This window comes from Mycobacterium sp. PTI7, from assembly GCF_056679845.1.
In genome coordinates this window covers 182565-206289 of sequence record NZ_CM155252.1, presented here as the reverse complement: position 1 = coordinate 206289, position 23725 = coordinate 182565, and the positions used below count along the sequence as shown (strand labels likewise).

23 protein-coding genes are annotated in these 23725 nt (G+C 71.4%); 6 read left to right on the top strand and 17 right to left on the bottom strand.

The annotated features are described in order from the left end of the window. Positions 1-10: 10 nt before the first annotated feature. The 3 genes from AC1MEY_RS00990 to AC1MEY_RS00980 all read right to left on the bottom strand — a co-directional run bounded on the left by AC1MEY_RS00990 (position 11) and on the right by AC1MEY_RS00980 (position 2264). Positions 11-1423, bottom strand: a complete 1413-nt coding sequence (locus AC1MEY_RS00990; protein ID WP_480228896.1) for an NAD(P)H-hydrate dehydratase — start codon at positions 1421-1423, stop codon at positions 11-13. A gap of 64 nt (positions 1424-1487) precedes the next feature. Further along, positions 1488-1811: a DUF2795 domain-containing protein gene (locus AC1MEY_RS00985; protein ID WP_480228895.1), complete on the bottom strand. Its 324-nt coding sequence runs from the start codon at positions 1809-1811 to the stop codon at positions 1488-1490. Positions 1812-1880: 69 nt separating this feature from the next. Then, positions 1881-2264, bottom strand: coding sequence for a VOC family protein (locus AC1MEY_RS00980; RefSeq protein WP_480231733.1), 384 nt, complete (start codon positions 2262-2264; stop codon positions 1881-1883). Positions 2265-2374: 110 nt separating this feature from the next. Between AC1MEY_RS00980 and AC1MEY_RS00975 the strand changes: the two genes are divergently transcribed. Beyond that, positions 2375-2830 carry a MarR family transcriptional regulator gene (locus AC1MEY_RS00975; protein ID WP_480228894.1) on the top strand — a complete coding sequence of 152 codons (456 nt, stop codon included), beginning with the start codon at positions 2375-2377 and terminating at the stop codon, positions 2828-2830. Between the two features lie 3 nt (positions 2831-2833). Here AC1MEY_RS00975 and AC1MEY_RS00970 read toward each other — a convergent pair whose 3' ends face one another. Further along, positions 2834-3301, bottom strand: coding sequence for a CGNR zinc finger domain-containing protein (locus AC1MEY_RS00970; RefSeq protein WP_480228893.1), 468 nt, complete (start codon positions 3299-3301; stop codon positions 2834-2836). An 83-nt stretch (positions 3302-3384) separates the two neighbouring features. On the opposite strand from AC1MEY_RS00970, the gene AC1MEY_RS00965 reads away from it, so the two are divergent. Then, on the top strand, positions 3385-4248 hold the full coding sequence (locus AC1MEY_RS00965) for an alpha/beta fold hydrolase (protein ID WP_480228892.1): 864 nt from the start codon (positions 3385-3387) through the stop codon (positions 4246-4248). Here AC1MEY_RS00965 and AC1MEY_RS00960 read toward each other — a convergent pair. Beyond that, positions 4245-5123 carry an alpha/beta fold hydrolase gene (locus AC1MEY_RS00960; RefSeq protein ID WP_480228891.1) on the bottom strand — a complete coding sequence of 293 codons (879 nt, stop codon included), beginning with the start codon at positions 5121-5123 and terminating at the stop codon, positions 4245-4247. The two genes, AC1MEY_RS00965 and AC1MEY_RS00960, sit on opposite strands and share 4 nt — an antisense overlap. Positions 5124-5130: 7 nt before the next feature. Further along, entirely contained in the window at positions 5131-6999 is a 1869-nt protein-coding gene (gene glmS / locus AC1MEY_RS00955) for a glutamine--fructose-6-phosphate transaminase (isomerizing) (protein ID WP_480228890.1), read from the bottom strand. A gap of 65 nt (positions 7000-7064) precedes the next feature. Here glmS and AC1MEY_RS00950 point away from each other — a divergent pair, with 65 nt between their 5' ends. The 3 genes from AC1MEY_RS00950 (at position 7065) to AC1MEY_RS00940 (ending at position 10552) form a co-directional block, all read left to right on the top strand. Further along, positions 7065-7910 carry a dienelactone hydrolase family protein gene (locus tag AC1MEY_RS00950; protein ID WP_480228889.1) on the top strand — a complete coding sequence of 282 codons (846 nt, stop codon included), beginning with the start codon at positions 7065-7067 and terminating at the stop codon, positions 7908-7910. A gap of 18 nt (positions 7911-7928) precedes the next feature. Beyond that, entirely contained in the window at positions 7929-8969 is a 1041-nt protein-coding gene (locus AC1MEY_RS00945; RefSeq protein ID WP_480228888.1) for an LLM class F420-dependent oxidoreductase, read from the top strand. Positions 8970-9157: 188 nt separating this feature from the next. After that, positions 9158-10552: a DEAD/DEAH box helicase gene (locus AC1MEY_RS00940; protein WP_480228887.1), complete on the top strand. Its 1395-nt coding sequence runs from the start codon at positions 9158-9160 to the stop codon at positions 10550-10552. Between the two features lie 91 nt (positions 10553-10643). On the opposite strand, the gene AC1MEY_RS00935 is transcribed toward AC1MEY_RS00940, so the two are convergent. The 5 genes from AC1MEY_RS00935 to rplM form a co-directional block, all read right to left on the bottom strand. Beyond that, positions 10644-11822: a hypothetical protein gene (locus AC1MEY_RS00935; RefSeq protein WP_480228886.1), complete on the bottom strand. Its 1179-nt coding sequence runs from the start codon at positions 11820-11822 to the stop codon at positions 10644-10646. Positions 11823-11825: 3 nt separating this feature from the next. After that, positions 11826-12128: a type VII secretion target gene (locus AC1MEY_RS00930; RefSeq protein ID WP_480228885.1), complete on the bottom strand. Its 303-nt coding sequence runs from the start codon at positions 12126-12128 to the stop codon at positions 11826-11828. A 42-nt stretch (positions 12129-12170) separates the two neighbouring features. Beyond that, entirely contained in the window at positions 12171-13502 is a 1332-nt protein-coding gene (gene glmM, locus AC1MEY_RS00925; protein WP_480228884.1) for a phosphoglucosamine mutase, read from the bottom strand. 112 nt (positions 13503-13614) lie between these two features. Then, entirely contained in the window at positions 13615-14082 is a 468-nt protein-coding gene (gene rpsI / locus AC1MEY_RS00920; protein WP_480231732.1) for a 30S ribosomal protein S9, read from the bottom strand. A gap of 65 nt (positions 14083-14147) precedes the next feature. Beyond that, positions 14148-14591, bottom strand: coding sequence for a 50S ribosomal protein L13 (rplM, locus tag AC1MEY_RS00915; RefSeq protein ID WP_480228883.1), 444 nt, complete (start codon positions 14589-14591; stop codon positions 14148-14150). A gap of 198 nt (positions 14592-14789) precedes the next feature. Here rplM and AC1MEY_RS00910 point away from each other — a divergent pair, with 198 nt between their 5' ends. Continuing rightward, positions 14790-16160, top strand: coding sequence for a cobyrinic acid a,c-diamide synthase CobB (locus AC1MEY_RS00910; protein WP_480228882.1), 1371 nt, complete (start codon positions 14790-14792; stop codon positions 16158-16160). Here the strand turns inward: AC1MEY_RS00910 and AC1MEY_RS00905 are convergent. Genes AC1MEY_RS00905 through eat form a run of 6 tightly spaced genes read right to left on the bottom strand, consistent with a single transcriptional unit; the run spans position 16146 to position 23619 of the window. Beyond that, positions 16146-17666, bottom strand: a complete 1521-nt coding sequence (locus AC1MEY_RS00905; RefSeq protein ID WP_480228881.1) for a cobyric acid synthase — start codon at positions 17664-17666, stop codon at positions 16146-16148. The genes AC1MEY_RS00910 and AC1MEY_RS00905 overlap by 15 nt on opposite strands. After that, on the bottom strand, positions 17663-18445 hold the full coding sequence (gene cobF, locus AC1MEY_RS00900; RefSeq protein ID WP_480228880.1) for a precorrin-6A synthase (deacetylating): 783 nt from the start codon (positions 18443-18445) through the stop codon (positions 17663-17665). The genes AC1MEY_RS00905 and cobF overlap by 4 nt, the downstream gene beginning before the upstream one ends. Next, positions 18445-19962, bottom strand: coding sequence for a glycerol kinase GlpK (glpK, locus tag AC1MEY_RS00895; protein ID WP_480228879.1), 1518 nt, complete (start codon positions 19960-19962; stop codon positions 18445-18447). Before glpK ends, cobF begins: the two co-directional genes overlap by 1 nt. Before the next feature lie 17 nt (positions 19963-19979). Further along, complete coding sequence (eutC, locus tag AC1MEY_RS00890; protein ID WP_480228878.1) at positions 19980-20786, bottom strand: ethanolamine ammonia-lyase subunit EutC; 807 nt, start codon at positions 20784-20786, stop codon at positions 19980-19982. Next, positions 20783-22135, bottom strand: a complete 1353-nt coding sequence (locus AC1MEY_RS00885) for an ethanolamine ammonia-lyase subunit EutB (RefSeq protein ID WP_480231731.1) — start codon at positions 22133-22135, stop codon at positions 20783-20785. The genes eutC and AC1MEY_RS00885 overlap by 4 nt, the downstream gene beginning before the upstream one ends. Positions 22136-22191: 56 nt before the next feature. Continuing rightward, positions 22192-23619: an ethanolamine permease gene (gene eat / locus AC1MEY_RS00880; protein WP_480228877.1), complete on the bottom strand. Its 1428-nt coding sequence runs from the start codon at positions 23617-23619 to the stop codon at positions 22192-22194. Between the last annotated feature and the right edge of the window lie 106 nt (positions 23620-23725).

Here is a 23725-nt window from a genome sequence, read left to right as displayed (position 1 = left end):
CTCGGGTGGGTTAGAGCGCGGCAATCGACGCACGGACGTGGTCGAGAATCCTCGATGCGGAGACCGGTGCCGAGGCCGGACCGGGGTCGGCGGCGGCGATGCCCGCCGCACGGGCGTGCACGAATGCGGCCGACGCGGCCGCCTCGCCGGGCGGCAGTCCCGAGGCGAGCAGGGCGCCGACCATCCCCGACAGCACGTCGCCCGATCCGGCGGTGGCCGCCCAGGACTGCCCGGCGTCGTTGACGTGGACGGTGCCCCCGCCGGGTTCGGCGATCACGGTGACCCTGCCCTTGAGCAGCACGGTCGCGCCGAACGCGTCGGCCAGTCGGCGGGTGGCGGCCACACGGTCGTCGCCCGGCGGATGCCCGGCCAGGCGGGCGAACTCCCCCGCGTGCGGGGTGAGGACGGTCGGCGCGGACCGCCCCGACACCAGGTCGGGGTGGGCGGCCAGGAGCGTGAGGCCGTCTGCGTCGACGATCACCGGCAGGTCGGTGCTCAACGCGAAGGACAGGGCGGCGGCACCGGCCTCGTCGGTGCCCAGACCCGGTCCGACCACCCACGCCTGGACCCGGCCGGCGGCGCCGACGGAAGACGTCGCGATGACCTCCGGCCAGTGCGAGACCACCTCGGCGGCAGCGGTTCCCGCGTACCGGACCATGCCGGAGGTGGCCGCGACGGCGGCGCCGGTGCACAGGATGGCCGCACCCGGGTACGTCGCGGACCCGGCCATCACACCGGTGACGCCCTGGGTGTACTTGTCGTCGCGGGCGCCCGGCATGGGCCAGCGGGCCTCGACGTCGGCGGCGTCGAGTGCGCGGACGTCGGACTCGGGAAGGTCCAGTCCGATGTCGACGAGTTCGACGCGGCCGCACTCGCCCAGCGCGTGAACGGGTTTGAGGCCGCCGAACGTCACGGTGAGCGTCGCGGTGACGTGCGGCCCGTCGGCTGCGCCGGTCTGGACGTCGAGCCCGCTGGGCAGGTCGACCGAGACCACCGGGATCCGGCGGTCGTCGACGTCGGCGAACAGCTCGGCGGCACCGGGCCGCAGCGACCCCGACGCGGAGATGCCGACGACGCCGTCGATCACCAGATCCGTTGCCTGCGGCACGGTCTCGACGATGCGGCCGCCGGCGGCACGGAAGGCGGCCAGTCCACCGGCGTGCGCCCGGTCGGGGTTCAGCAGGACGGCGGTGACTGCGGCGCCGCGGCGCCGGAGGAACGTCGCGGCCCAGAGCGCATCTCCGCCGTTGTCGCCGGACCCGACGACCGCGCACACCCGACGCCCGGCGACCGTGCCGAGTTCCCGGGCGATCGCGACCGCCAGGCCGTAGGCGGCCCGGCGCATGAGGCCCCCCTCGGGAAGCGACGCCAGCAGCGGCGCTTCGGCGTTCCGGATCGCGTCGGCGGAGTAGTAGTGGCGCATCCCCGTCAGGATTCCATGCGGACGGCTACCGCAGGAGAACGTCGGGGAAACTCACAGCGCGCACTCAGGCCTTGCGATTCTCGCCGAGTTCTTCGACGATCGGGTTGACCGGCGGGATGTCCTTGCCGGCCTGCGCCCGCCCCGGGTGATCGGGCAGGGTTCCGGCTTGCGCCTTCTCTGCGTCGGTCAGGCCGTCGTCGTGGGTGACGGAGGCGAGTACCTCGCCGAGGTTGCGGTACTCCTCGGGCGGTATCGCCCGTAGCGCACCGAGGGTGTCCTGGTCTGCGCCGTTGCGGTCGGCGACGGCGAGTAGTCGGTCCTTGTCCGCGGGGAAGTCCGCGTCGTTGAGGGCGTCCTCGACGCGCGCGCGGCTGGTGGAGGCGACCATGTTGCTCCTTGGGTCGTGGGCGGATGCTGACACCCGCTCACATGCCCGGTCGGCGCGGGGAGAAACGCGTCACTCCGGGTGGTGACAGACCGCCTCGAGGTTGATGCCGTCCGGGTCGAGGACGAAGGCGCCGTAGTAGTCGGGTTGGTACTCGGGTCGCAGGCCCGGTGCGATCAGCGAGCGTGCGCCTGCCGTCATCGCCGCGTCGTAGAACGCGCGAACGGCGTCGCGATTCTCGGCGGTGAAGGCGAGGTGCACGTTGTCGCCCACCCTGCCGTCGGCGACGAGCCAGAAGAACGGCTTGGGATGCCGTCCGAAGCCGTGCATCGCGAGTTGGCCTGCCGTCGGGGCGACGGTGAGGAGTCTGGTGATGCCGAGGGTCTCGAGCACGGGCCCGTAGAACGCGGACGAACGGTCGAGGTCGGGTACCGCGATGTTGAGGTGGTCGATCAGGGAGCCGGAGTAGTCGGGCATGGCGAGCCTTCCGCGATACGATTGATTGCACTGAACATCATCTGCATGATGCAACTATTGCGTCATGCAGTCAACCCGAGGATGGCACGGTGGGCGAGAAGGGCCGCGCGGCGGCGGTACGCGACGCACTCGAGGCGCTGGCCGGGTGGCAGGTCCTGGTGGCGCAGTACAACGATCTGGTCGCCCGCGCGATCGGGGTGTCGCCGACCGAGACGCAATGCCTCTACGTCCTGAGCCGCTTCGGGCCGTCGACGCCGGGTGAACTCGCCAAGCGGATCAACCTGACCACCGGTGCCACCACCCGCATGCTGGACCGGCTGCTGGCCGCCGGTTACGTGACGCGCACACCCGATCCCCACGACCGGCGCCGCGTGATCATCGAGGCCGCCGGCGACGGGATCGACCGTGTCGCAGCGCTGTACGCTCCGCTCAACGCCGACCTGGCCGGCCTGATGTCGGCCTTCGACGCCGCGGCACTCGCCGATCTCGCCGCGTTCGCCCGCGCCGCCGAGGACGTCACCGAGAGGCGCATCCGGGACCTCTAGGGCTCAGCCCTTCACCCGGCCGTAGTGGCGCCGGGCCTTCATCCGGTTGCCGCACACCTCCATCGAGCACCACCGCGCGGTGCCCGCACGGCTGCGGTCCAGCAGGAACAGGTTGCACTCGCCGTTGGCGCACGGCCGCAACCGCCCGGGCATGGCCGCCTCGAGGTCGCCCCAGGCGAGGACGAGGCGGGCTGGCCAGTCGGCGTCGAGCCGCCACTCGAGCGCGCCGTCGACGATTCTCGGGACCCGGACGACGCCCACCAGGTACGGCGCGAGCACGTCGGCCGCGACGTCACCGCGGACCACTCGCTGCAGGTCGTCGCGGAGGCGGCGCACGTCGGCGAGGCGCCGCCCGGACGCCCCGTGGGCCCGCAACCACTCCCCGTCCAGCACGTCGGTGGGCCGATCGTCGACGACGGGCGTGGTGTTCAGCAGGTCGAGCAGCACCGCCTCGACGTCGTCCGCGTTCATCTAACCATCATATACCGCTTGACAGGTTAGGCACGGGCCGCTTGACTGGGCCTAACCGCCATACTTGACCGAGGGAGTTAGACATGGTCACCCACCACCGCCACGCCGAGGTGCTCGGACGCCGGCTCTTCTACCGCGAGGCGGGGCCGGCGGACGCTCCCGCGGTGGTGCTGCTGCACGGCACGCCCGCGAGTTCGCACATGTACCGCAACCTGATTCCCGCGCTCGCCGATCGCTACCACGTGATCGCGCCGGACTATCCCGGCTTCGGACACTCCGACGTCCCGGGCACCGACGAGTTCGACTACACCTTCGACGCGCTCGCCGACCACGTCGACGCACTGCTCGACCACCTCGGCCTCGACCGCTACGCCCTCTACGTCCAGGACTACGGCGCGCCGGTCGGGTGGCGGCTGGCGCTGCGCCATCCCGAGCGCATCGCGGCCGTCGTCACGCAGAACGGCAACGCCTACGTCGAGGGCTTCGTGGGCGACGCGATGGAACCGCTGTTCGTCTACGGCCGGGACCGCACCGAGGCCAACGCCGAGCCGCTGCGGGCGCTGATCAGCCCGGACGGCCTCGAATGGCAGTTCACGCACGGCGTCCCGGACCCGGACACCGTCGACCCGGACGCGTGGGCGACGGCCTGGCAGTCGACCGCCTCGACGCCGGAACGGGTCGACGCGCAACTCGCCCTGTTCGCCGACTACATCAGCAACGTGGAGCTGTATCCCGCGGTGCACGAGTACTTCCGGGCGTCCCGGGTGCCGCTGCTGGCGGCGTGGGGTCGCAACGACCAGATCTTCGGACCCGACGGCGCCCGGGCCTTCGCGCGCGACCTCCCGGACGCCGCGGTGCACCTGCTCGACGGCGGCCACTTCCTACTGGAGAGCCGGCTCGACGAGGTGGTCGCGCTCGTCCGGCCGTTCCTGGCGGAGCACCTCTAGCCGTCGACGCGGTCCCAGAACCGGCAGGCGCGCTCGGCGATTCGCTCGGGGAACTCGCCGTTGATGGCATGCGAGGCGTCGTCCCACAGCTCGACCTCGCCGTGGCGCAACACCTCTCGCGCCTCGACGGCCGCCCGGCGCGCGTCGTGGATGACGCTACGCCCCGCGAGCAGCGCCAGCACCGGCACGTCGATGCCTCGCAGTTCGTCTGCGGTGAACCTCGTCGGATGGGGCTGGCTCAGCACGAAGTCGACGGACCCCGCCTCGACGAGCCGGGCCACCGGATCCGAGTCGTCGACGTCGGCGCCGCCCGCGATCCAGCGAAGGATCCTGCGCCGCAGCCACTCCGGTGCACCCGGGAGGCTCACCGGCACCACCGCCACCATGGTGCGCACCGGGATCGGACCGAACACCAGCACCGGGTCGAGCAGGGTCAGCGACGCCACCCGACGTGGACGGCGGACGGCGAGGTTGACGGCGGACCACCCGCCGAACGACACCCCGAGCACGTGCGCCGAGTCGAGGTCCAACCCCGCCAGCAGATCGTCGAGCCAGCGCGCCTGATCCGCCCCGCCGGTGACGGGTCGGCGCTGCCGGGAACGGCCCGGCTCACCGAGCAGATCGACGCAGTGGACGGTCCGACGGGCGAGCAGGCCGGGCAGGTTCGCCGCCCACATCGGCGTCGAGGCGTTGCGGCCGGGCAGCAGGACCACCGGGCGGCCGTCGGGGCCGTCGAAGCGGTACACCCGGACGTCGCCGAACGTCGTCGGGACATCACGGCTCTCCCGATCCGGCAGGACCGCCATCGCCGCCTCGTACGCGGCGTCGAAGTGGGCGCGCGCAGCCTCGCTGCGGAAGTGCCCGACGCCGGTCACGGGACGCCTACTCGACGGTGACCGACTTGGCGAGGTTGCGGGGCTTGTCCACGTCGTACCCGCGTGCGCGTGCGACGCCCGCGGCGAAGACCTGCATGGGGATGGTCGAGAGCAGCGGCTGCAACAGCGTCGAGACGGCGGGGATCTCGATGAGGTGGTCGGCGTGCGGGCGGACCGTTTCGTCGCCCTCCTCGGCGATCACGATGGTGATCGCGCCGCGGGCCTGGATCTCGCGGATGTTGCTCAGCAGCTTGCTGTGCAGCACCGCGGCGTTCTTCGGCGACGGCATCACCACGATGACCGGCAGGTCGTCCTCGATCAGCGCGATCGGGCCGTGCTTGAGTTCACCGGCCGCGAACCCCTCGGCGTGCATGTACGCCAGTTCCTTCAGCTTCAGCGCACCCTCGAGGGCCACCGGGTAGCCGACGTGGCGGCCCAGGAACAGCACCGTCGACGACGACGCGAACTTGCGGGCCAGCTCGGTGACGGGCTCCATGCACGACAGCACGCGGGCCACCTGGTCGCTCATCGCCTCGAGTGCGAGGTACTCGCGTTCGACCTCGTCCGGGTACTTGGTGCCGCGCGCCTGCGCCAGCGCGAGCCCGACGAGGTAGTTGGCGGCGACCTGGGCCAGGAACGTCTTGGTCGATGCGACGCCGATCTCCGGTCCCGCCCGCGTGTAGAGCACGGCGTCGGCCTCGCGCGGGATCTGGCTGCCGTTGGTGTTGCAGACCGCAAGCACCTTGGCCTTCTGGTCCTTGGCGTGCCGGACGGCCTCGAGCGTGTCGGCGGTCTCGCCGGACTGCGAGATGGCGATCACCAGCGTGCTGCGGTCCAGCACGGGGTCGCGGTAGCGGAACTCGCTGGCGAGTTCGACCTCGACCGGCAGCCGCGTCCAGTGCTCGATGGCGTACTTCGCGAGCAGGCCCGAGTGGTAGGCCGTGCCGCACGCGACGATGAAGACCTTGTCGATCTCGCGGAGTTCCTGATCGGAGAGGCGCTGCTCGTCGAGCACGATGCGACCGTCCACGAAGTGTCCGAGCAGCGTGTCGGCCACGGCCGTCGGCTGCTCGGCGATCTCCTTGAGCATGAAGTAGTCGTAGCCGCCCTTCTCGGCGGCCGAGAGGTCCCAGTCGATGTGGAACGGCCGGGCCCGGTCGGAGGCGTCGGCGCCGTCGAAGTCGGTGATGGAGTATCCGTCGGCGGTGATCACGACGGCCTGGTCCTGGCCGAGTTCCACGGCCTCGCGGGTGTGTTCGATGAACGCCGCGACGTCGGACCCGATGAACATCTCGCCGTCCCCGACACCGACCACCAGCGGAGTGGACCGCCGGGCGGCGACGATCGTGCCGGGGTCGTCGGCGTTGGCGAAGACGAGGGTGAAGTGGCCCTCCAGCCTGCGCAGCACGGCCAGCACCGACGCCGGGAAGTCGCCCGCGTGCTCCCCGGTGCGGTACTCGTGGGACACCAGGTGCACCGCGACCTCGGTGTCGGTGTCGCTGGCGAACTCGATGCCCGCGGTCTCCAGCTCGGCACGGAGGACGGCGTAGTTCTCGATGATGCCGTTGTGGACGACGGCGATCTTGCCCGCGGCGTCACGGTGCGGGTGGGCGTTGCGGTCGGTGGGCCTGCCGTGGGTCGCCCAGCGGGTGTGGCCCATCCCGGCGTTGCCGACGAGCGCGTCGCCGTCGGCCTCGTCGAGCGCGGCCTCCAGGTTCGCCAGTCGTCCGGCGCGCCTGCGGACGGTCAGCCCACCCGCGCCGTCCAGCAGGGCGATGCCCGAGGAGTCATAGCCCCGGTACTCCATCCGGCGCAGCGCGTCGACGACGATGCCGCGGGCAGGACGCTGTCCGACGTAGCCGACGATTCCACACACGGGGTCGAGAATAGTGCAGTGGCGGTCGATCACCCGACTCGTCGGCCGTGGGATAGGTTCAACCCGTGGCCAAGACGAAGAAGCTGTTCGCTTCCTTGACCCGGCGGGGCCCGCACCGCGTTCTGCGCGGTGACCTGGCCTTCGCCGGCCTACCCGGGACCGTGTTCACGCCCGAGTCGGGGCTCAACCTGCCCGCCATCGCCTTCGGACACGACTGGATCGCGGCCGCCCACCGATACCACGGACTGCTGGAACACCTCGCGTCCTGGGGAATCGTCGCCGCCGCCCCGAACACCGAGAAGAGCATCGCGCCGTCGGTCCTCAACCTGGCCTTCGACCTGGGCACCACGCTCGACATCGTCTCCGGGGTGCGCCTCGGCGCCGGAAAGATCAGCGTCCACCCCGCCAAGCTGGGTGTCGTCGGTCACGGCTTCGGCGGATCGGCGGCGGTGTTCGCCGCGGCCGGCATGCCGAACCGGCTGAAGGCGGTCGCCGCACTGTTCCCGTCGGTGACCAGCCCGCCCGCCGTACAACCGGCGTCGAGCCTGCGGGTCCCCGGACTGATCCTGGCCGATCCCGGCGATCCGATGTCGCTGCGCTCGAACGCCGTGGAACTGGCACGCGCGTGGCGGCCGGCGACGCTGCGCGCGGTCAAGGACGTGACGGCGGGCGGCGTGGTCGAGGGCCGCCGGATGGCCCGCCTGGTGAAGCTCCCCGGCGCGGACAAGGGCACCCAGAAGATCGTCCGCGGCCTGCTCACGGGATACCTGCTGGCCGAACTGGCCGACGACAAGACCTACCGCGAGTTCGCCGACGGCGAGGCGGCGCTGCCCAAGACCGAGGTGCTCGACCCGTTCGCGGACGACGCCGTGGACATCGAGAACAAGGTCGTCGCGCTCCTGAAGCCGTAGGCCGGGTATAAAGCCATGATGCGCACCGGAATCTTCTTGAGCTACGCCGACGGCTTCCGCGAGGCCGCCGAAGAGGTCGTCGAATTCGAGAAGATCGGCGTCGACATCGCCCTGGTCGCCGAGGCGTACTCCTACGACGCGGTCAGCCAGCTCGGCTACCTCGCCGCCAAGACCTCGACCATCGAACTGGGCACCGGCGTCGTCCCCATCTACACCCGCACCCCCGCCCTGATGGCGATGACGGCGGCCGGCCTCGACTACGTGTCCGACGGCCGCTTCCACCTCGGGCTCGGCACCTCCGGACCGCAGGTCGTCGAGGGCTTCCACGGCGTCCCGTTCGACGCGCCGATCGGCCGCACCCGCGAGGTCGTCGACATCTGCCGCCAGGTGTGGCGCCGCGAGAACCTCGCCTACGAGGGCAAGCACTACCAGGTCCCGCTGCCCGCGGAGCGCGGCACCGGCCTGGGCAAGTCGCTGCACCTCATCAATCACCCCGTCCGCGAACACATTCCGATCACGATCGCTGCGCTCGGACCGAAGAACGTCGAGCTGACCGCCGAGATCGCCGAGGGCTGGCAGCCGGTGTTCTTCTACCCCGAGAAGGTCGACGCGGTGTGGGGCGACTCGCTTCGCGCCGGCAACGCCAAGCGCGATCCCGCACTCGGCGCGCTCGACGTCATGGTCTCGGCGCCGCTGGCCATCGGCGACGACGTCGAGGACCGGTTGGCCTGGGCCAAGCCGCAACTGGCGCTGTACATCGGCGGCATGGGCGCGCGGGGCAAGAACTTCTATCACAACCTCGCCACCCGCTACGGCTTCGGCGAGGTCGCCGACCGCATCCAGGACCTCTACCTGGCCGGCAACAAGGCCGAGGCCATCGACGCCGTCCCCGACGACCTGGTCCGCAACGTCTCGCTCGTCGGCTCGCGCGGCTTCGTGCAGGAACGCCTCGCCGCCTACGCCGAGGCGGGCGTCACCACGATGCTGGTGCATCCCATGGGCGTCGACGCCGCCGAACAGCGCCGTTACGTCGAGGAACTGGTCGCACTGGCGAAGTAGCCGACCGGGGTGATGCGCGTCTCCTAATTGGGGGCCGCACCGTCGGTCGGATAAAGTGTCTGCAGCGGCATCGTCAGTTCTGCCTTTTGCCGCTTCTCGTTCGTTCACACCGAGACCAGCTCTTGGCGCCGCGGAAACACCCGCGCCGGGCAGAACGACCACTCGACTTTCGGAGTTTTCACACCACCATGCCAACTTTCAGTGAATTCGGCCTGCCCACGGCCGTCGTCAACACCCTCACCGCCGCAGGCATCGAGGAAGCGTTCCCCATTCAGGCTGCGACGCTTCCCGATTCACTCGCAGGCCGTGACGTCCTCGGCCGCGGCCGCACCGGCTCGGGCAAGACCTACGCCTTCCTGCTGCCGCTCGTCGCCCGCCTCGCCGCCAACCCGTCGCCCCGCAAGGCCGGCAAGCCCCGCGCGCTGATCCTCGCCCCCACCCGCGAACTCGTCACCCAGATCGAGGCGTCGCTCGCCCCGCTGGCGGCCGCGACCGGCCTCAACTCGGTCATCGTGTTCGGTGGCGTCGGCGCGCAGCCGCAGATAGACAAGCTGCGCAGGGGCGTCGACATCGTCATCGCCTGCCCGGGCCGCCTCGAGGACCACGTCCAGTCGCGTCACGCCGACCTGTCCGCGGTCGAGATCACCGTGCTCGACGAGGCCGACCACATGGCCGACCTCGGCTTCCTGCCCCCGGTCAAGCGTCTGATGGACAAGACGCCGAAGAACGGCCAGCGCCTGCTGTTCTCCGCCACGCTCGACGGCGGCGTCGACGTGCTGGTCAAGCGCTACCTGCACGATCCGATCGTGCACAGCGTCGACTCCGAGCAGTCGCCCGTCAGCGCGATGGTCCACCACGTGCTGCACGTGGACAGCGCCTCGCGCTTCGAGGTTCTCACCGACCTGGCCGCGTCGCCCGGCCGCACCATCGTGTTCGCCCGCACCAAGTACGGCGCGAAGGGCCTTGCGCGCAAGCTGAATTCGCGCGGCGTGCCCGCCGTCGAGCTGCACGGCAACCTGTCCCAGAACGCCCGCACGCGCAACCTCGCGGCGTTCTCCGACGGCACGGCCGCCGTCATGGTCGCCACCGACATCGCCGCGCGCGGCATCCACGTCGACGACGTCAACCTCGTCGTGCACGCCGACCCGCCGGTCGAGCACAAGGCCTACCTGCACCGCTCGGGCCGCACCGCCCGCGCCGGCAATGAGGGCACCGTCGTCACGCTGATGCTCAGCGAGCAGGTCGCCGACGTGCGCAGCCTGACCCGCAAGGCCGGCGTCACCGCGACCATCACCCGGTTCAACGGCGCCGATCACCCGGTGCTGCAGGAGATCTCGCCCGGTGAGCGCAGCTTCACCGGTGGCATCGCCCTCACCGCACCCGAGACCGACGAGCAGCGCGGCATGCAGCCGTCGTCCGATCGTCCCCGCCGGTCCCGCGGACCGCGCGGCGGCGGCAACGGTGGCGGAGCGGGCCGCGGGCGCGCGCCGGCGGCAGGCTCGTCGCGGGGCGGCAGTCGCCAGGGCGGCAGCCGTCACGGCGGCGGCCACCAGAGCGCCGGCCGACAGTCCAGCGGCCGCTAGGTCTCACCGCACCAACGTCGACCGTGGGGTCTGCGTACCGATCTCTCGCGGATCGGCGCGCAGGCCCCACGCTCGTCTTCCGGGCCGGCACTCATTCGCCGACGCTGGGCAGTTCCTCGGCGGCGATCTCGCACGGTGTCTTCTCGGCGGGCAGTGCCTCGGGCACCGCGGCGGGTACCGGTACTGGTACGGCTACTGGTGGTGGCGGTGGGGGTTCCGTCACGACGGGCGGTGGGGGAACCACCTCGGCGGACGGCTCCTCTGCGGACGGCTCCTCGACGGGCGCGTCCTCAGCGGGCGGCTCGTCCTCGGCGGGCGGATCCTCGGCCTCGTCGTCCTCCTCCTCCCCCGGCCCCTCCTGCTCCTCCGGCTCCTCGAGGTCGTCGAACTCGTCGTCCAGGCCGGACCCCGTGTCGTCCTGCAGCCCACCTCCGGTGAACCCGCCGATCAGATCCGCCAGCTGCTGACCGAACCCGGACAGCCCCGAGAGTCCCGGCATCCCCGAGCCCAATGACGGCATGCCGCCACCCATCCCGCCGAGTTCCGGTGGGGCGGGCGGCGCGACCGGTGCTATCGGTGGCGTCGCAGCCGCCGGCACGGTGGCACCGGTCGGCGGGTCGAACGTCGCAGGCGGACACCCCTCCAGGCGCGCGATCGCCGCGTCGAAGGCCGACGTGACCCGGTCGAACGACGCCCGCATCTCCGTCAGCAGCTCGGCGCCGATGTCGTTGTCCACGAACGGCTTCACCCGCTGGTCGACCAGCTCGCTCGCGGTGGCGAGGTCGCCCGCGCCGGTGGTGACGGTGTGGGCGGCGTCGAGCCACTCGGCGCGCTCGCCCGCGGGCCGGTCGTCGACGTCGAGCACCGCGTCGACCTTGGCGTCGACGGCGGCCCACAGGCCGTCCCGTAGCGCGGAGGTCGCTGCGGCGGCATCGCGCAGGGCGTCCCGGGCGGCGTCCGCGGCGGCCGTCTGGCGTCGGAGGACGTCGTCGGCCGTCACCCCGCCCGCGCCCGACCAGGCGCCCGCGAGGCGCGCGGTCAGCGCCGACTGCAACCGGGCCGCGTCGTCCGCCGTCGCGGCCGCGCGGGCCAGCGCGTCGGAATCTGACTGCAGCGCAGCGAGATCGAGACCGTCCTCGGTGCCGTACTGCTCGCGAAGCGCGTCGTCCGCGACGCCCGCGAAGCCCAGCGAGCGGCAGGCCGACACGTACGTGCTGGTGTTCTCCACCGCGGGCAGTCCCTGCGCGAGTCGCGCCGCCACGTCCGCCATCGGTCACACCAGCCTGCGGGCCGCGTCGGCGTCGGTGCGCACGTAGTCGCCGGCGGAGGCCCGCAGCGCGGCGGCGGTCTCGGCGGCGGTGTCGGCCCAGCGGACCATCATCGCGTCGATCCCGTCGATGGCCTGCCGCAGCGCGTCACCCCTGGCGGCGTGCGACCGGCCGGCGACCGTCCCGTCGAACGCGAGGCCGGTGAGGTGCGATCGCGCCGCCGTCACCGTGTCGGCGACGGTGTCGTAGCCGCGAGCCAGGTCGTGCAGAGCCGCGACGTCGATCCGCGCGGCATCGAGTTGTCCCATGTAGGGGTTTGACGCAGCGGCGGGCAGTTCGGTTCCCTCGGGTCAGCCCTGTGCGCTGACCTGTTCGGCGACGCGGGCCGCGAGCAGACGCGCGGTGTCCTCGTCGGCCGCCTCGACCATCACCCGGACCACCTGTTCGGTGCCCGACGGCCGCAACAGGATTCGGCCGGTGTCGCCGAGTTCTGCCTCGGCGTCGGCGACCGCGGTGCGCACCGACGGCGCGTCGGCGACGGTCGCCTTGTCGGCCACCGCGACGTTGATCAGGACCTGGGGCAGCGTGCGCATCGGTTGCGCGAGTTCGGCCAGCGGGATGCCGGTCTGCGCGATTCGCGACATCAGCCGCAGGCCGGTGACGATGCCGTCGCCGGTGGTGCCGAAGCTGGGGATCACGATGTGGCCGGACTGCTCGCCGCCGAGTGCGTACCCGCCGTTGCGCAGCTCCTCGAGCACGTAGCGGTCGCCGACGCCGGTGACGCGGACCGCGATCCCCGCCTCGCGCATGGCGAGATGTAGGCCGAGGTTGCTCATGACGGTGGCCACCAGCGTGTCGGACACGAGCTGACCCGCCTCGTGCATGGCGAGGGCGATGACGACCATGATCGCGTCGCCGTCGACGACGTTGCCGTCGGCGTCGACCGCGAGGCACCGGTCGGCGTCGCCGTCGTGCGCGAGGCCGAGATCGGCGCCGTGCTCGAGCACCGCGCGCTGCAGCACGTCGAGGTGCGTGGACCCGCAGCCGTCGTTGATGTTGTAACCGGTGGGCTCGGCGTTGATGGCGATGACGGTGGCGCCCGCCGCGCGGTAGGCCAGCGGCGCGGCGATCGACGCGGCGCCGTGCGCGCAGTCGACGACCACGGTCAGTCCGTCGGCGGGCGTGGTGACGGCGGTGGCGGCGTGGCACAGGTAGCGGTCGAGGGCGTCGGGTGCGTCGAGGACGCGGCCGATGCCCGCGCCGAGCGGCCTGCTGCCGGGTCCGGTGCGGACGAGGTCTTCGATGCGGTCCTCGGCGGCGTCGTCGAGCTTCTGCCCGCCGCGGCCGAAGATCTTGATGCCGTTGTCGGGCATGGGGTTGTGCGAGGCGGAGATCATGACGCCGAACTCGGCGTCGTAGGCGTGGGTCAGGTGGGCGACGGCGGGCGTCGGCAGCACACCGACGCGCAGCGCGTCGACGCCCTCACTGGTGAGGCCCGCGATCACGGCGGCTTCGAGCATCTCGCCGCTGGCGCGCGGGTCGCGGCCGACCACGGCGACGCGCTTCCCGCGGCCGGCCGTACCCAGCCGGGCAGCGGCCGAGGCCAGCGCGAGCGCCAGCTCCGCGGTCAGATCCTGGTTGGCGACGCCACGGACGCCGTCGGTGCCGAACAGACGACCCATGGGACGCGAACCCTCCTAGACGAACGAGGCCGGAAAACACCGCGAGCAGTGTGCCGCAGGACCGCGATGGGCCCGGCGACACACTGCTCGGGGACGTGCTGCGATCTGCAGATCAGCGCTTGCTGTACTGAGGCGCCTTGCGGGCCTTCTTCAGACCGTACTTCTTGCGCTCGATGGCACGGGGGTCACGCGTGAGGAAGCCGGCCTTCTTGAGCGCCGGGCGATCCTCGGGCTGCACGATGATCAGTGCACGCGCGATGGCCAGACGCAGGGCGCCGGCCTGGCCGGAGGGGCCACCACCGTCGAGGTGGGCGAAGATGTCGACGGACTCGACACGATCGACCAGGACCAGCGGCGCCTTGATGAGCTGCTGGTGCACCTTGTTGGGGAAGTACTCCTCGAGGCTGCGGCCGTCCAGGTGGAACTTGCCGGTGCCGGGCACGAGGCGCACGCGCACCACGGCCTCCTTGCGGCGACCGACGGTCTGGATGGGGCGATCGATGTAGATGGGCTCGCGCGGGGCGGGCTCGTCGGTCGCCTCGATGTCGGCCGGGGCATCGGTGGCGACGGTCTCGGTCACCTCGGGGGCCTCGACGGCCTCGGGGGTCTCGGAGGTTTCCGTCACCTCGGTGTCGGTCACTTCAGTCACTGGGCCACCTGCTTGATCTCGAACGGAATCGGCTGCTGCGCGGCGTGCGGATGGTTGGGACCCGCGTACACCTTCAGCTTCTTCTGGACCTGTCGGCTCAGCTTGGTGTGCGGCAGCATCCCGATGATCGCGTTCTCGACGACGCGGGTGGGGTGCTTGATCAGCAGCTCGCCGATGGTGCGCTTGCGCAGACCGCCGGGGTAACCCGAGTGGCTGTAGGCGAACTTCTTGGTGAGCTTGTCGCCGCCGATCGCGATCTTCTCGGCGTTGATGATGATGACGAAGTCGCCACCGTCGACATTCGGCGTGAACGTCGGCTTGTGCTTGCCACGGAGCAGCTTGGCTGCTTCGACGGCGAGCCGGCCGAGCACCACGTCCTTGGCATCGATGACGTACCACTCGTGGGTGGTGTCACCTGCCTTCGGCGTGTACGTAGGCACAGCGCTTACCCTTCTGTTTCGAGTTCTCACTCGGGTTTCGATCCCGGTTGGTTACCGGGGGCCGGTCTGGCGTGTGTGCAGCGGGGACGGTCTCGGCGACCGGCGGTGACCCGAGGTCCCGGGGTGCTGCACGCCAACGAGGGAGCTTACCCGGGGGCGTCCGCGCAGGTCAAAACGCAACTCTGGAAGACTCGTGGCATGACCAGCACCCCCGCCGTCGTGATCGCCGCGCCGTCCTCCGGCAGCGGCAAGACCACCGTCGCGACGGGGCTGATCGGCGCGCTCCGCCGGGCCGGTCACCGGGTGGCGCCGTTCAAGGTCGGACCCGACTTCATCGACCCCGGCTACCACGGTCTGGCGGCGGGCCGGCCGGGCCGCAACCTCGACCCGGTGCTGGTGGGCGAGCCGCGGATCGGTCCGCTGTTCCGGCACGGCAGCGCCGATTCCGACATCGCGGTCGTCGAGGGCGTCATGGGCCTGTTCGACGGCCGCATCGACCCGCACCGCCAGGCGCCCGCACTCGGATCGACCGCCCACGTCGCCGGCCTGCTGGGGGCGCCCGTGGTGCTGGTGGTGGACGCGCGGGGGCAGAGTCAGAGCATCGCGGCCCTGCTGCACGGCTTCTCGACGTTCGACACCGCGATCCGGATCGGCGGCGTGATCCTCAACCGCGTGGGGTCGCCGCGGCACGAGGGCGTGCTGCGTCAGGCCTGCGAGCAGATCGGGATGCCGGTGCTGGGCGCGATCCCGCGCGACGAGGCGCTGGCCGTGCCGTCGCGACACCTCGGCCTGATCACCGCCGTCGAGCACGGCGCCAGCGCCGACTCCGCGGTGGACGCGATGACCGAGCTGGTGTCCCGCCACGTCGACGTCGCCGCCGTCGCCGCGCTGGCGCGCTCGCACGTGACGGTCGCGCCGTGGAACCCGGTCGACGAGGTGGGTGGCGGCACCGCGGGCCGTCCGGTGGTCGCGCTGGCCGCCGGTCGGGCGTTCAACTTCAGCTACGCCGAGCACCGCGAGCTGCTCGAGGCCGCGGGTGCCACCGTCGTCGAGTTCGATCCGCTGACCGACGGGCTGCCCGACGACACCGCCGGCGTGGTGCTGCCCGGCGGCTTCCCCGAGCAGTACCCGGCCGAACTGTCCGCCAACGTGGCGGCGCGGCACGGGATCCGCGACCTGGCCGCCGCCGGGGTGCGCCCCGTCCACGCCGAGTGCGCGGGCCTGACGTACCTCGTCGACGAACTCGACGGCCACCCGATGTGCGGCGTGCTGGCGGGCCGGGCGCACTTCACCGAACGCCTGGTGCTCGGGTACCGCGACGCGGTCGCCGTGGCCGACTCCTCGCTGCACGAGGTGGGCGGCCGGGCGTCGGGCCACGAATTCCACCGCACCGCAGTCGACTTCGCCAAGGACTACGATCCGGCGTGGGCGTTCAGCGTCGGCGACCGGGTGGTCCGCGACGGCGCGGTCGACGGCCGGGTGCACGCGGCGTATCTGCACACCCATCCAGCGGGCCAACCGGACTCGGTGCGCCGGTTCGTCGACGCCGCCGCGTCAGACGAAACCTAGCGGAGCCATCGTCGGCAGGTCGGCCGGTATGCCGCCGGCGATCAGCGCGTCGACGGCGGCCATGTCCAGCCATTCGTCGAGGACGTCGGCGAGCAGGTCGATCTGCGCAGACCGTGCGGCCTCGAAATCCGTTCGGCCAGCGGTGAATCCGGTGCGTCCGGTGGCGGCGGCGACCTCGGCGAGCAACTCGGCGCGCAGCGCGTCGTTGCCGAGCATGCCGTGCCAGTGCGTCCCGCGGACGCTGCCCCGCACGCTGCCCTCGGGACCGGTCTCGTCGTCGGTGACCCAGGTCGGGTCGTCGGAGGCCACGGCGCGGCCGTGGTGGATCTCGTAGCCGGTCACCCGGTTCCCGAGAGCCGTTCCCGCGCAACGCCGTAGCGTCTTGTCGGCGGCGAACCGCACGTGCAGCGACAACAGCCCGAGCCCCGGCACCCTCCCCGCGCCGGACTCGACGTCGTCGTCGATCGAGCGGCCGAGCATCTGGTATCCGCCGCAGATGCCCAGGATGGGTCCGGCCGCGGCGGCCCGGTCGGTGAGCGCGTCGGCCAGCCCGCGGGTCCGCAGCCAGGCCAGGTCGCTCACCGTTGCCTTGGTGCCGGGCAGCACCACCAGATCGGCGGTGCGGACACTGGCGATGTCGTCGACCCAGCGGACGTCGACGCCGGGCTCGCAGGCCAGCGCCTCGACGTCGGTGGAGTTGGAGATGCGGGGCAGCCGGATCGCGGCGACCGACAGCCGCTGGGTGCCGATCGCGGGGGCCGGCACGCCGACCACCCGTCCGATCGGCGAGGCCAGCGAGTCCTCGGCGTCCAGCCACAGCCCGTCGGTGTAGGGCAGCACCCCGACCACGGGCCGTCCGGTCCACCGTTCGACGTCGTCGACCCCCGGGGCCAGGATGCCGCGGTCGCCGCGAAACTTGTTGATCACGAAGCCCGCCACGCGGCGTTGGTCGTCGGGGCCGAGGACCGCCAGCGTGCCGACCATGTGCGCGATCACGCCGCCGCGGTCGATGTCCCCGACGACGAGCACCGGCAGGTCCGCGGCGGCGGCCAGGCCCATGTTCGCGATGTCGGACGCCCGCAGGTTGGTCTCGGCGACCGACCCGGCGCCCTCGCAGATCACGACGTCGAAAGCCGCACGCAAACAGCGCAGTTCGTCGGCGACGACGCCGGCGAGCGCGGCCCGTCGTGCGTGGTAGTCCCCCGCGCCCACGTAGCCGTCGGCCCGGCCGCGCACGATCACCTGGGAGCGACCGTCACCGCCCGGCTTGAGCAGCACGGGGTTGAAGCGGGTGTCGGGTTCCAGACCGCAGGCCAGCGCCTGCATGGCCTGCGCTCGGCCGATCTCGCCGCCGTCGATCGTGACGACCGAGTTGTTGGACATGTTCTGCGCCTTGAACGGCGCCACCGACACGCCCCTGCGGGCCAGTGAGCGGCACAGTCCGGCGACGACGACGCTCTTGCCTGCGTCCGACGTGGTGCCGCCGATCAGCAGCGCCCCGCTCACGCGACGTCCGCGGTCCGCACCAGGTAGATGTCCATGATCCAGCCGATCCGCTCGCGGGCCTCCTCGCGCACCCGGGCGATCTCGTCGCCGACCTCGCCGACGGTGCCCGCGATCAGGATCTCGTCGGGCGTGCCGAGGTAGGCGCCCCACCAGATCTGGTCGGTGGGTTCGGCGGTGCGCCGGAAGGTGCAGTCGGCGTCGAGCATGACGATCTGGTTGGTGTCGGCGCCGGGCGGCGTGTCCGCCAGTCGGCGGCCGGTGGTGACGTGGATCGGTTCGCCGATGCGATTGGCGAGAATGCGGTGTGCGGCGGTCAGCGCGGATGCACTGGTGACGCCGGGGATGACCTCGACGGCGAGGTCGAGGACGCCGCGGGCGCGGATGTCGTCGACGATGCGCAGCGTGCTGTCGTAGAGGGCGGGGTCACCCCACACCAGGATGCCGGCGACGCCGTCGTCACCGGTCTCGTCGAGCAGGGCCCGCTCGATGCGCTCGGCGCGCGCGAGGTGCCAGCGCCGCACCTCCGCCTCGTAGTCGGCGGGGTCGCGGTCGCGCGGCGGATCGTCCACCTCGACGAAACGCGCCGAACCGCCCTCGACGTAGCGGTCGACGATCTCGCGCCGGATGCCGACCAGCGATTGCTTGACCGCCGGGTTGCCGCGACTGGAGGCCTTGTCGAGCACCAGGAACGCGTCGACACCGTTCATGGCCTCGATCGCCTGCACCGTGACCTGCCGGGGATCGCCCGGGCCGATGCCGATGACGCGAAGGGTGCGCATCAGTCGACGTCCACCCAGTCGAGCGTGCGCTGCACGGCCTTCGTCCAGCCGCGGTAGCCGTCGGCGCGCTGCTCCTCGCTCCAGGTCGGCGACCAGCGCCGGTCCTCCTGCCAGTTGTCGCGCAGCTCGTCGGGGTCCGACCAGAAGCCGACGGCGAGCCCGGCGGCGTAGGCCGCACCGAGTGCCGTCGTCTCGGCCACGACGGGTTTCACGACGTCGACGCCCAGCACGTCGGCCTGGATCTGCATGCACAGTTCGTTGGCGGTGATGCCGCCGTCGACCTTGAGCACCTCGAGGTGCACGCCGGAGTCGGCCTCCATCGCGTCGACCACGTCGCGGCTCTGGTAGCAGATCGACTCCAGCGTCGCCCGGGCCAGATGGGCGTTCGTGTTGTAGCGGGACAGCCCGACGATCGCTCCGCGGGCGTCGCTGCGCCAGTACGGCGCGAACAGTCCGGAGAAGGCGGGCACGAAGTAGACGCCGCCGTTGTCCTCGACCTGGCGGGCCAGCGACTCGCTCTGCGAGGCGCCGCTGATCACGCCGAGCTGGTCGCGCAGCCACTGCACGGCCGACCCGGTCACCGCGATCGAACCCTCCAGTGCGTACACGGGTTTCGCGTCGCCGAACCGGTAGCAGACGGTGGTCAGCAGACCGTGTTCGGAGCGGACGATCTTCTCGCCGGTGTTGAGCAGCAGGAAGTTTCCGGTGCCGTAGGTGTTCTTGGCCTCGCCGGCGGCCAGGCACACCTGACCCACCATCGCGGCCTGCTGATCGCCGAGGATCCCGGTGATCGGGACCTCGTTCTCCAGCGGGCCGCCGGACACGGTGGTGCCGTAGGGCTCCGGTGCGGACGACGACGCGATGGTCGGCAGCATCTGGCGTGGGATGCCGAAGAACGAGAGCAGTTCGTCGTCCCAGTCCAGGGTCTCGAGGTTCATCAGCATCGTGCGGCTGGCGTTGGTGACGTCGGTGACGTGCACTCCCCCGCGCGGGCCGCCGGTGAGGTTCCACAGCACCCAGGTGTCGCAGGTGCCGAAGATGGCGTCGCCGCGTTCGGCCGCCTCGCGGACGCCGTCGACGTTGTCGAGGATCCACTGCACCTTGCCCGCGGAGAAGTACGTCGCGGGCGGCAGGCCCGCCTTCTGCCGGATCACGTCACCGCGGCCGTCGCGGTCGAGCGCCGAGGCGATCCGGTCGGTGCGGGTGTCCTGCCAGACGATGGCGTTGTAGTACGGCCGGCCCGTCTTGCGGTTCCACACCAGCGCCGTCTCGCGCTGGTTGGTGATGCCGAGGGCGACGAGGTCCGACGACGACAGCTTGGTCTCGATCAGCGCGGACTGCAGCACCGACGTGGTGCGCTCCCAGATCTCCACCGGGTTGTGTTCGACCCAACCGGCTTTCGGCAGGATCTGCTCGTGCTCGAGCTGGTGGCGGCCCACCTCGCGGCCGGCGTGGTCGAAGATCATCGCCCGGGTGCTGGTGGTGCCCTGGTCGATCGCCATGACGAACTCGCCCATGGTGGCCGCTCCTCCGCTCAGTCGGTAGGCCACAACGTACCGGGCGCGCCCACCTCCCGAGGTGAGCCGTGCCCATCCAGGGCGACGCCGCGCGAGGTGTCCTTCAGGGCGACGCCGGAACGCCCCAGTTCGATGGCGCCCGCCACCAGGCCGGCGGCGATCCGAGCGGCCTCGTCGTAACCCAGCCCGCCCGGCGGGTGGATGTTGGAGACGCAGTTGCGGTCGGCGTCGGGGCGGCCCACCCGGGGCAGGTGGGTCAGGTAGATGCCGAGGCTGTCGGCGACGGAGAGCCCGGGGCGCTCGCCGATGATCACCAGCACGGTCCGGTAGTCGGCCGCCGCGGCGATCTGGTCGCCGAGCGCGACGCGGGCCTCCATCGCGATCACCGGCGGGGCCAGCGTGTGCCGGTCCCCCAGGCGGGCGACGAGCGCGGCCAGCAGTGCGGCGCCGTGCGTCCGCAGCGCCGTGGGCGAGAGTCCGTCGGCGAGGACGACGCCGATGTCGGCGCCGGCGTGCGGCACCGCCGCGTCCTCGGCGAGGAGCCGGCCCAGATCGGGCCTGCGGAGGTACTCCTCGCGCGACGTCGCCCGGCTGGTCACCACCACCGGCTCGCCGATGCCGATGTCGCGGACCTCGGCGGCCAGACCCGCCACGTCGAGCGGCACGTGCACGGCGTCGCGCGCCGCGGCGTGGGCGGCGGCCAGTGCGAGCACCTCGGAGCTGGGCAGTGCGTTGCCCGCCCGGCCCAGCCCGATCCTGGCCTGCGTGGTCTTGCGCAGCTCGTCCCAGAACTGCTGTACCGCAGGCGGTTCGGCGGCGGTCACGGATGGGCCGACGTCAGTGAGCGCAGCGGTGACCTGCTGACGTCGAACGGCGTCAACCGGCCTGCGTCGTCGACCATCCCGACGGTGCGCAGCCACGCCTCGAACTCCGGGGCCGGCCGCAGCCCGAGCGTGCGGCGCGCCACCAGCACGTCGTGGAACGACAGGCTCTGGTAGCCGAGCATGACGTCGTCGGCGCCCGGCACGGTGATCACGAACGCGACGCCGGCGGCACCGAGCAGCGTCAGCAGGGTGTCCATGTCGTTCTGGTCGGCCTCGGCGTGGTTGGTGTAGCAGACGTCGACGCCCATCGGCAGGCCGAGCAGCTTGCCGCAGAAGTGGTCCTCGAGGCCGGCGCGGATGATCTGCCTGCCGTCGTAGAGGTACTCCGGGCCGATGAATCCCACGACGGTGTTGACCAGCAGCGGTTCGAGTTCCCTGGCCACCGCGTAGGCGCGGGTCTCCAGCGTCTGCTGGTCCACCGGCTTGCCGCCGGTGCCGAGGTGGGTGCCCGAACTGAGCGCCGATCCCTGGCCGGTCTCGAGGTACATCACGTTGTCACCGACCGTGCCCCGCTGCAGTGAGCGGGCCGCGGCGTTGCCCTCCCGCAGCAGCGCCATGTCGACGCCGAAGGCCGAGTTCGCGCCCTCCGTGCCGGCGATGGACTGGAAGACGAGGTCGACCGGCACGCCGTCCTCGATGAGCCCGATGGTGGTGGTGATGTGGGAGAGCACGCAGGACTGGGCCGGGATGTCGTAGCGCGCCCGGATCGAGTCGAGCAGGTGCAGGAGGTCGGCGGTGGCGTGCGGCGAGTCGGTGGCGGGGTTGATGCCGATGACGGCGTCCCCGCAGCCGAGCAGCAGTCCGTCGAGGACGGCGGCGGCGATGCCGCGGGGGTCGTCGGTCGGGTGGTTGGGCTGCAGCCGGGTGGCCAGGGTGCCCGGGGTGCCGACCGTCGTGCGGAACGCCGCGGACACCTGGGTGGCCGCGGCGACGGCGATCAGGTCCTGGTTGCGCATGATCTTCGAGACGGCGGCCGCCATCTCCGGCGTCACGCCGCGCGAGACGGCCGCGATGCGGACGGCACCGTCGTCACGGGAGGCGGCGTCCATCAGCCAGTCCCGGAACCCGCCCACCGTGAGCGAGCGGATCGGTGCGAACGCGTCCGCGTCGTGGCCGTCGATGATGAGCCGGGTGACCTCGTCGGTCTCGTACGGCACCACGACGTCGGAGAGGAACGTGGTCAGTGGGAGGTCCGCGAGAACCCATGCCGCCGCGGCACGTTCGGCGTCGTGTTCGGCCGCGCAGCCGGCGAGCTGGTCGCCGGAGCGCAGCGGCGTTGCCTTGGCCATCAGCTCGACGAGGCCGTCGAACTCGTAGGTGACGCCCGCGAGGTGTTGGCGGAACCTCACGTGACGTCGTCTTCGGCCGCCGCGAGCATCGCGAATTCCTCGTCCGGCGAGTTCGCCACCAGCTTGTGCCGGCTGTACACGGCGAAGTAGACCATGAACGCGGCGAACACGGCGAGGCACCAGCCCGCGGCGACGGGGTTCACCAGGAACGTCGCGATGACGGCCAGTGCGGCGATGACGAGCGCGAAGCCGGTGGTGACCGCGCCGCCGGGCGTGCGGTAGGGCCGCGGCATGTCGGGTTCCCGGCGGCGGAGCACGATGTGGCTGACCATCATCAGCACGTAGCTCAGCGCGGCGCCGAAGACCGCCATGTTCAGCAGCAGGTCGCCCTGGCCGGTCAGCGAGAGCAGGAAGCCGATGACGCCGGGCACGATCAGCGCCAGCGTCGGGGCCTTGCGCTTGTTGGTCACCGACAGCACCTTGGGCAGATAGCCCGCCCGGGACAGGGCGAACAGCTGCCGCGAGTAGGCGTAGATGATCGAGAAGAAGCTCGCGATCAGGCCGGCCAGGCCGATGTAGTTGACGACGGTGGCCGCGGTGCCGTCGCCGAGCGCCTCCACCAGCGGGTTGCCCGACGTCGACATCTCCTGCGCGCCACCGGCACCGGTGGTGAGGAACAGCACCGTCACGCACGTGACGAGCAGGACGGCCATCGCCGCGATGATGCCGCGCGGCACGTTGCGCTTGGGGTCGGCGGCCTCCTCGGCGGCCAGCGGCACGCCCTCGATGGCGAGGAAGAACCAGATGGCGAACGGGATCGCGGCCCAGATGCCGAAGTAGCCGTTGGGCAGGAACTCCGATGCGCCCGTAGCGGTCTCGCTCACCGCGATGTTGGTGAGGTTGGCGATGTCGAACCGACCGATCGCGGCGATGGCGAACACCAGCAGGCCCACCAGCGCGATGGCGGTGATCACGAACATGACCTTCAGGGCCTCGCCGACGCCGGAGAGGTGGATGCCGATGAACAGCGCGTAGGCGGCGAGGTAGACCCACCAGCCGTTGGTGATGCCGAACAGGCCGAGTGACTCGACGTACGCGCCGATGAACGTCGCGATGGCGGCGGGTGCGATCGCGTACTCGATGAGAATGGCCGTGCCCGTGGCGAATCCACCCCAGGGGCCGAGTGCGCGTCGGGCGAACGTGTACCCGCCGCCGGCGGCAGGCAGCGCCGAGGAGAGCTCGGCCATTCCGAGGACGAGCGCGAGGTACATGCCGGCGATCAGGACTGCGGCGATCGCCAGACCGCCGAAGCCGCCCTGCTCGAGGCCGAAGTTCCACCCCGAGTAGTCACCGGAGATGACGTAGCTGACGCCGAGACCCGCGAGCAGCAGCCAGCCCGCGCTGCCGGTCTTGAGTTGTCGGCGGTTCAGGTACTCGTCGCTCTCCCTGTGTTCGGCGACGCTGCGCCGTCCGCTGGCTGCCATCGGGGACTCCCTCGTGCTCGAGCGTTCAGTCGTTTCCCAAAATTTTCAAAGGTATGTTATTGAACCATTGAAGTCGGCTGTGCGCGCTGCGAACACGAAAATGCCC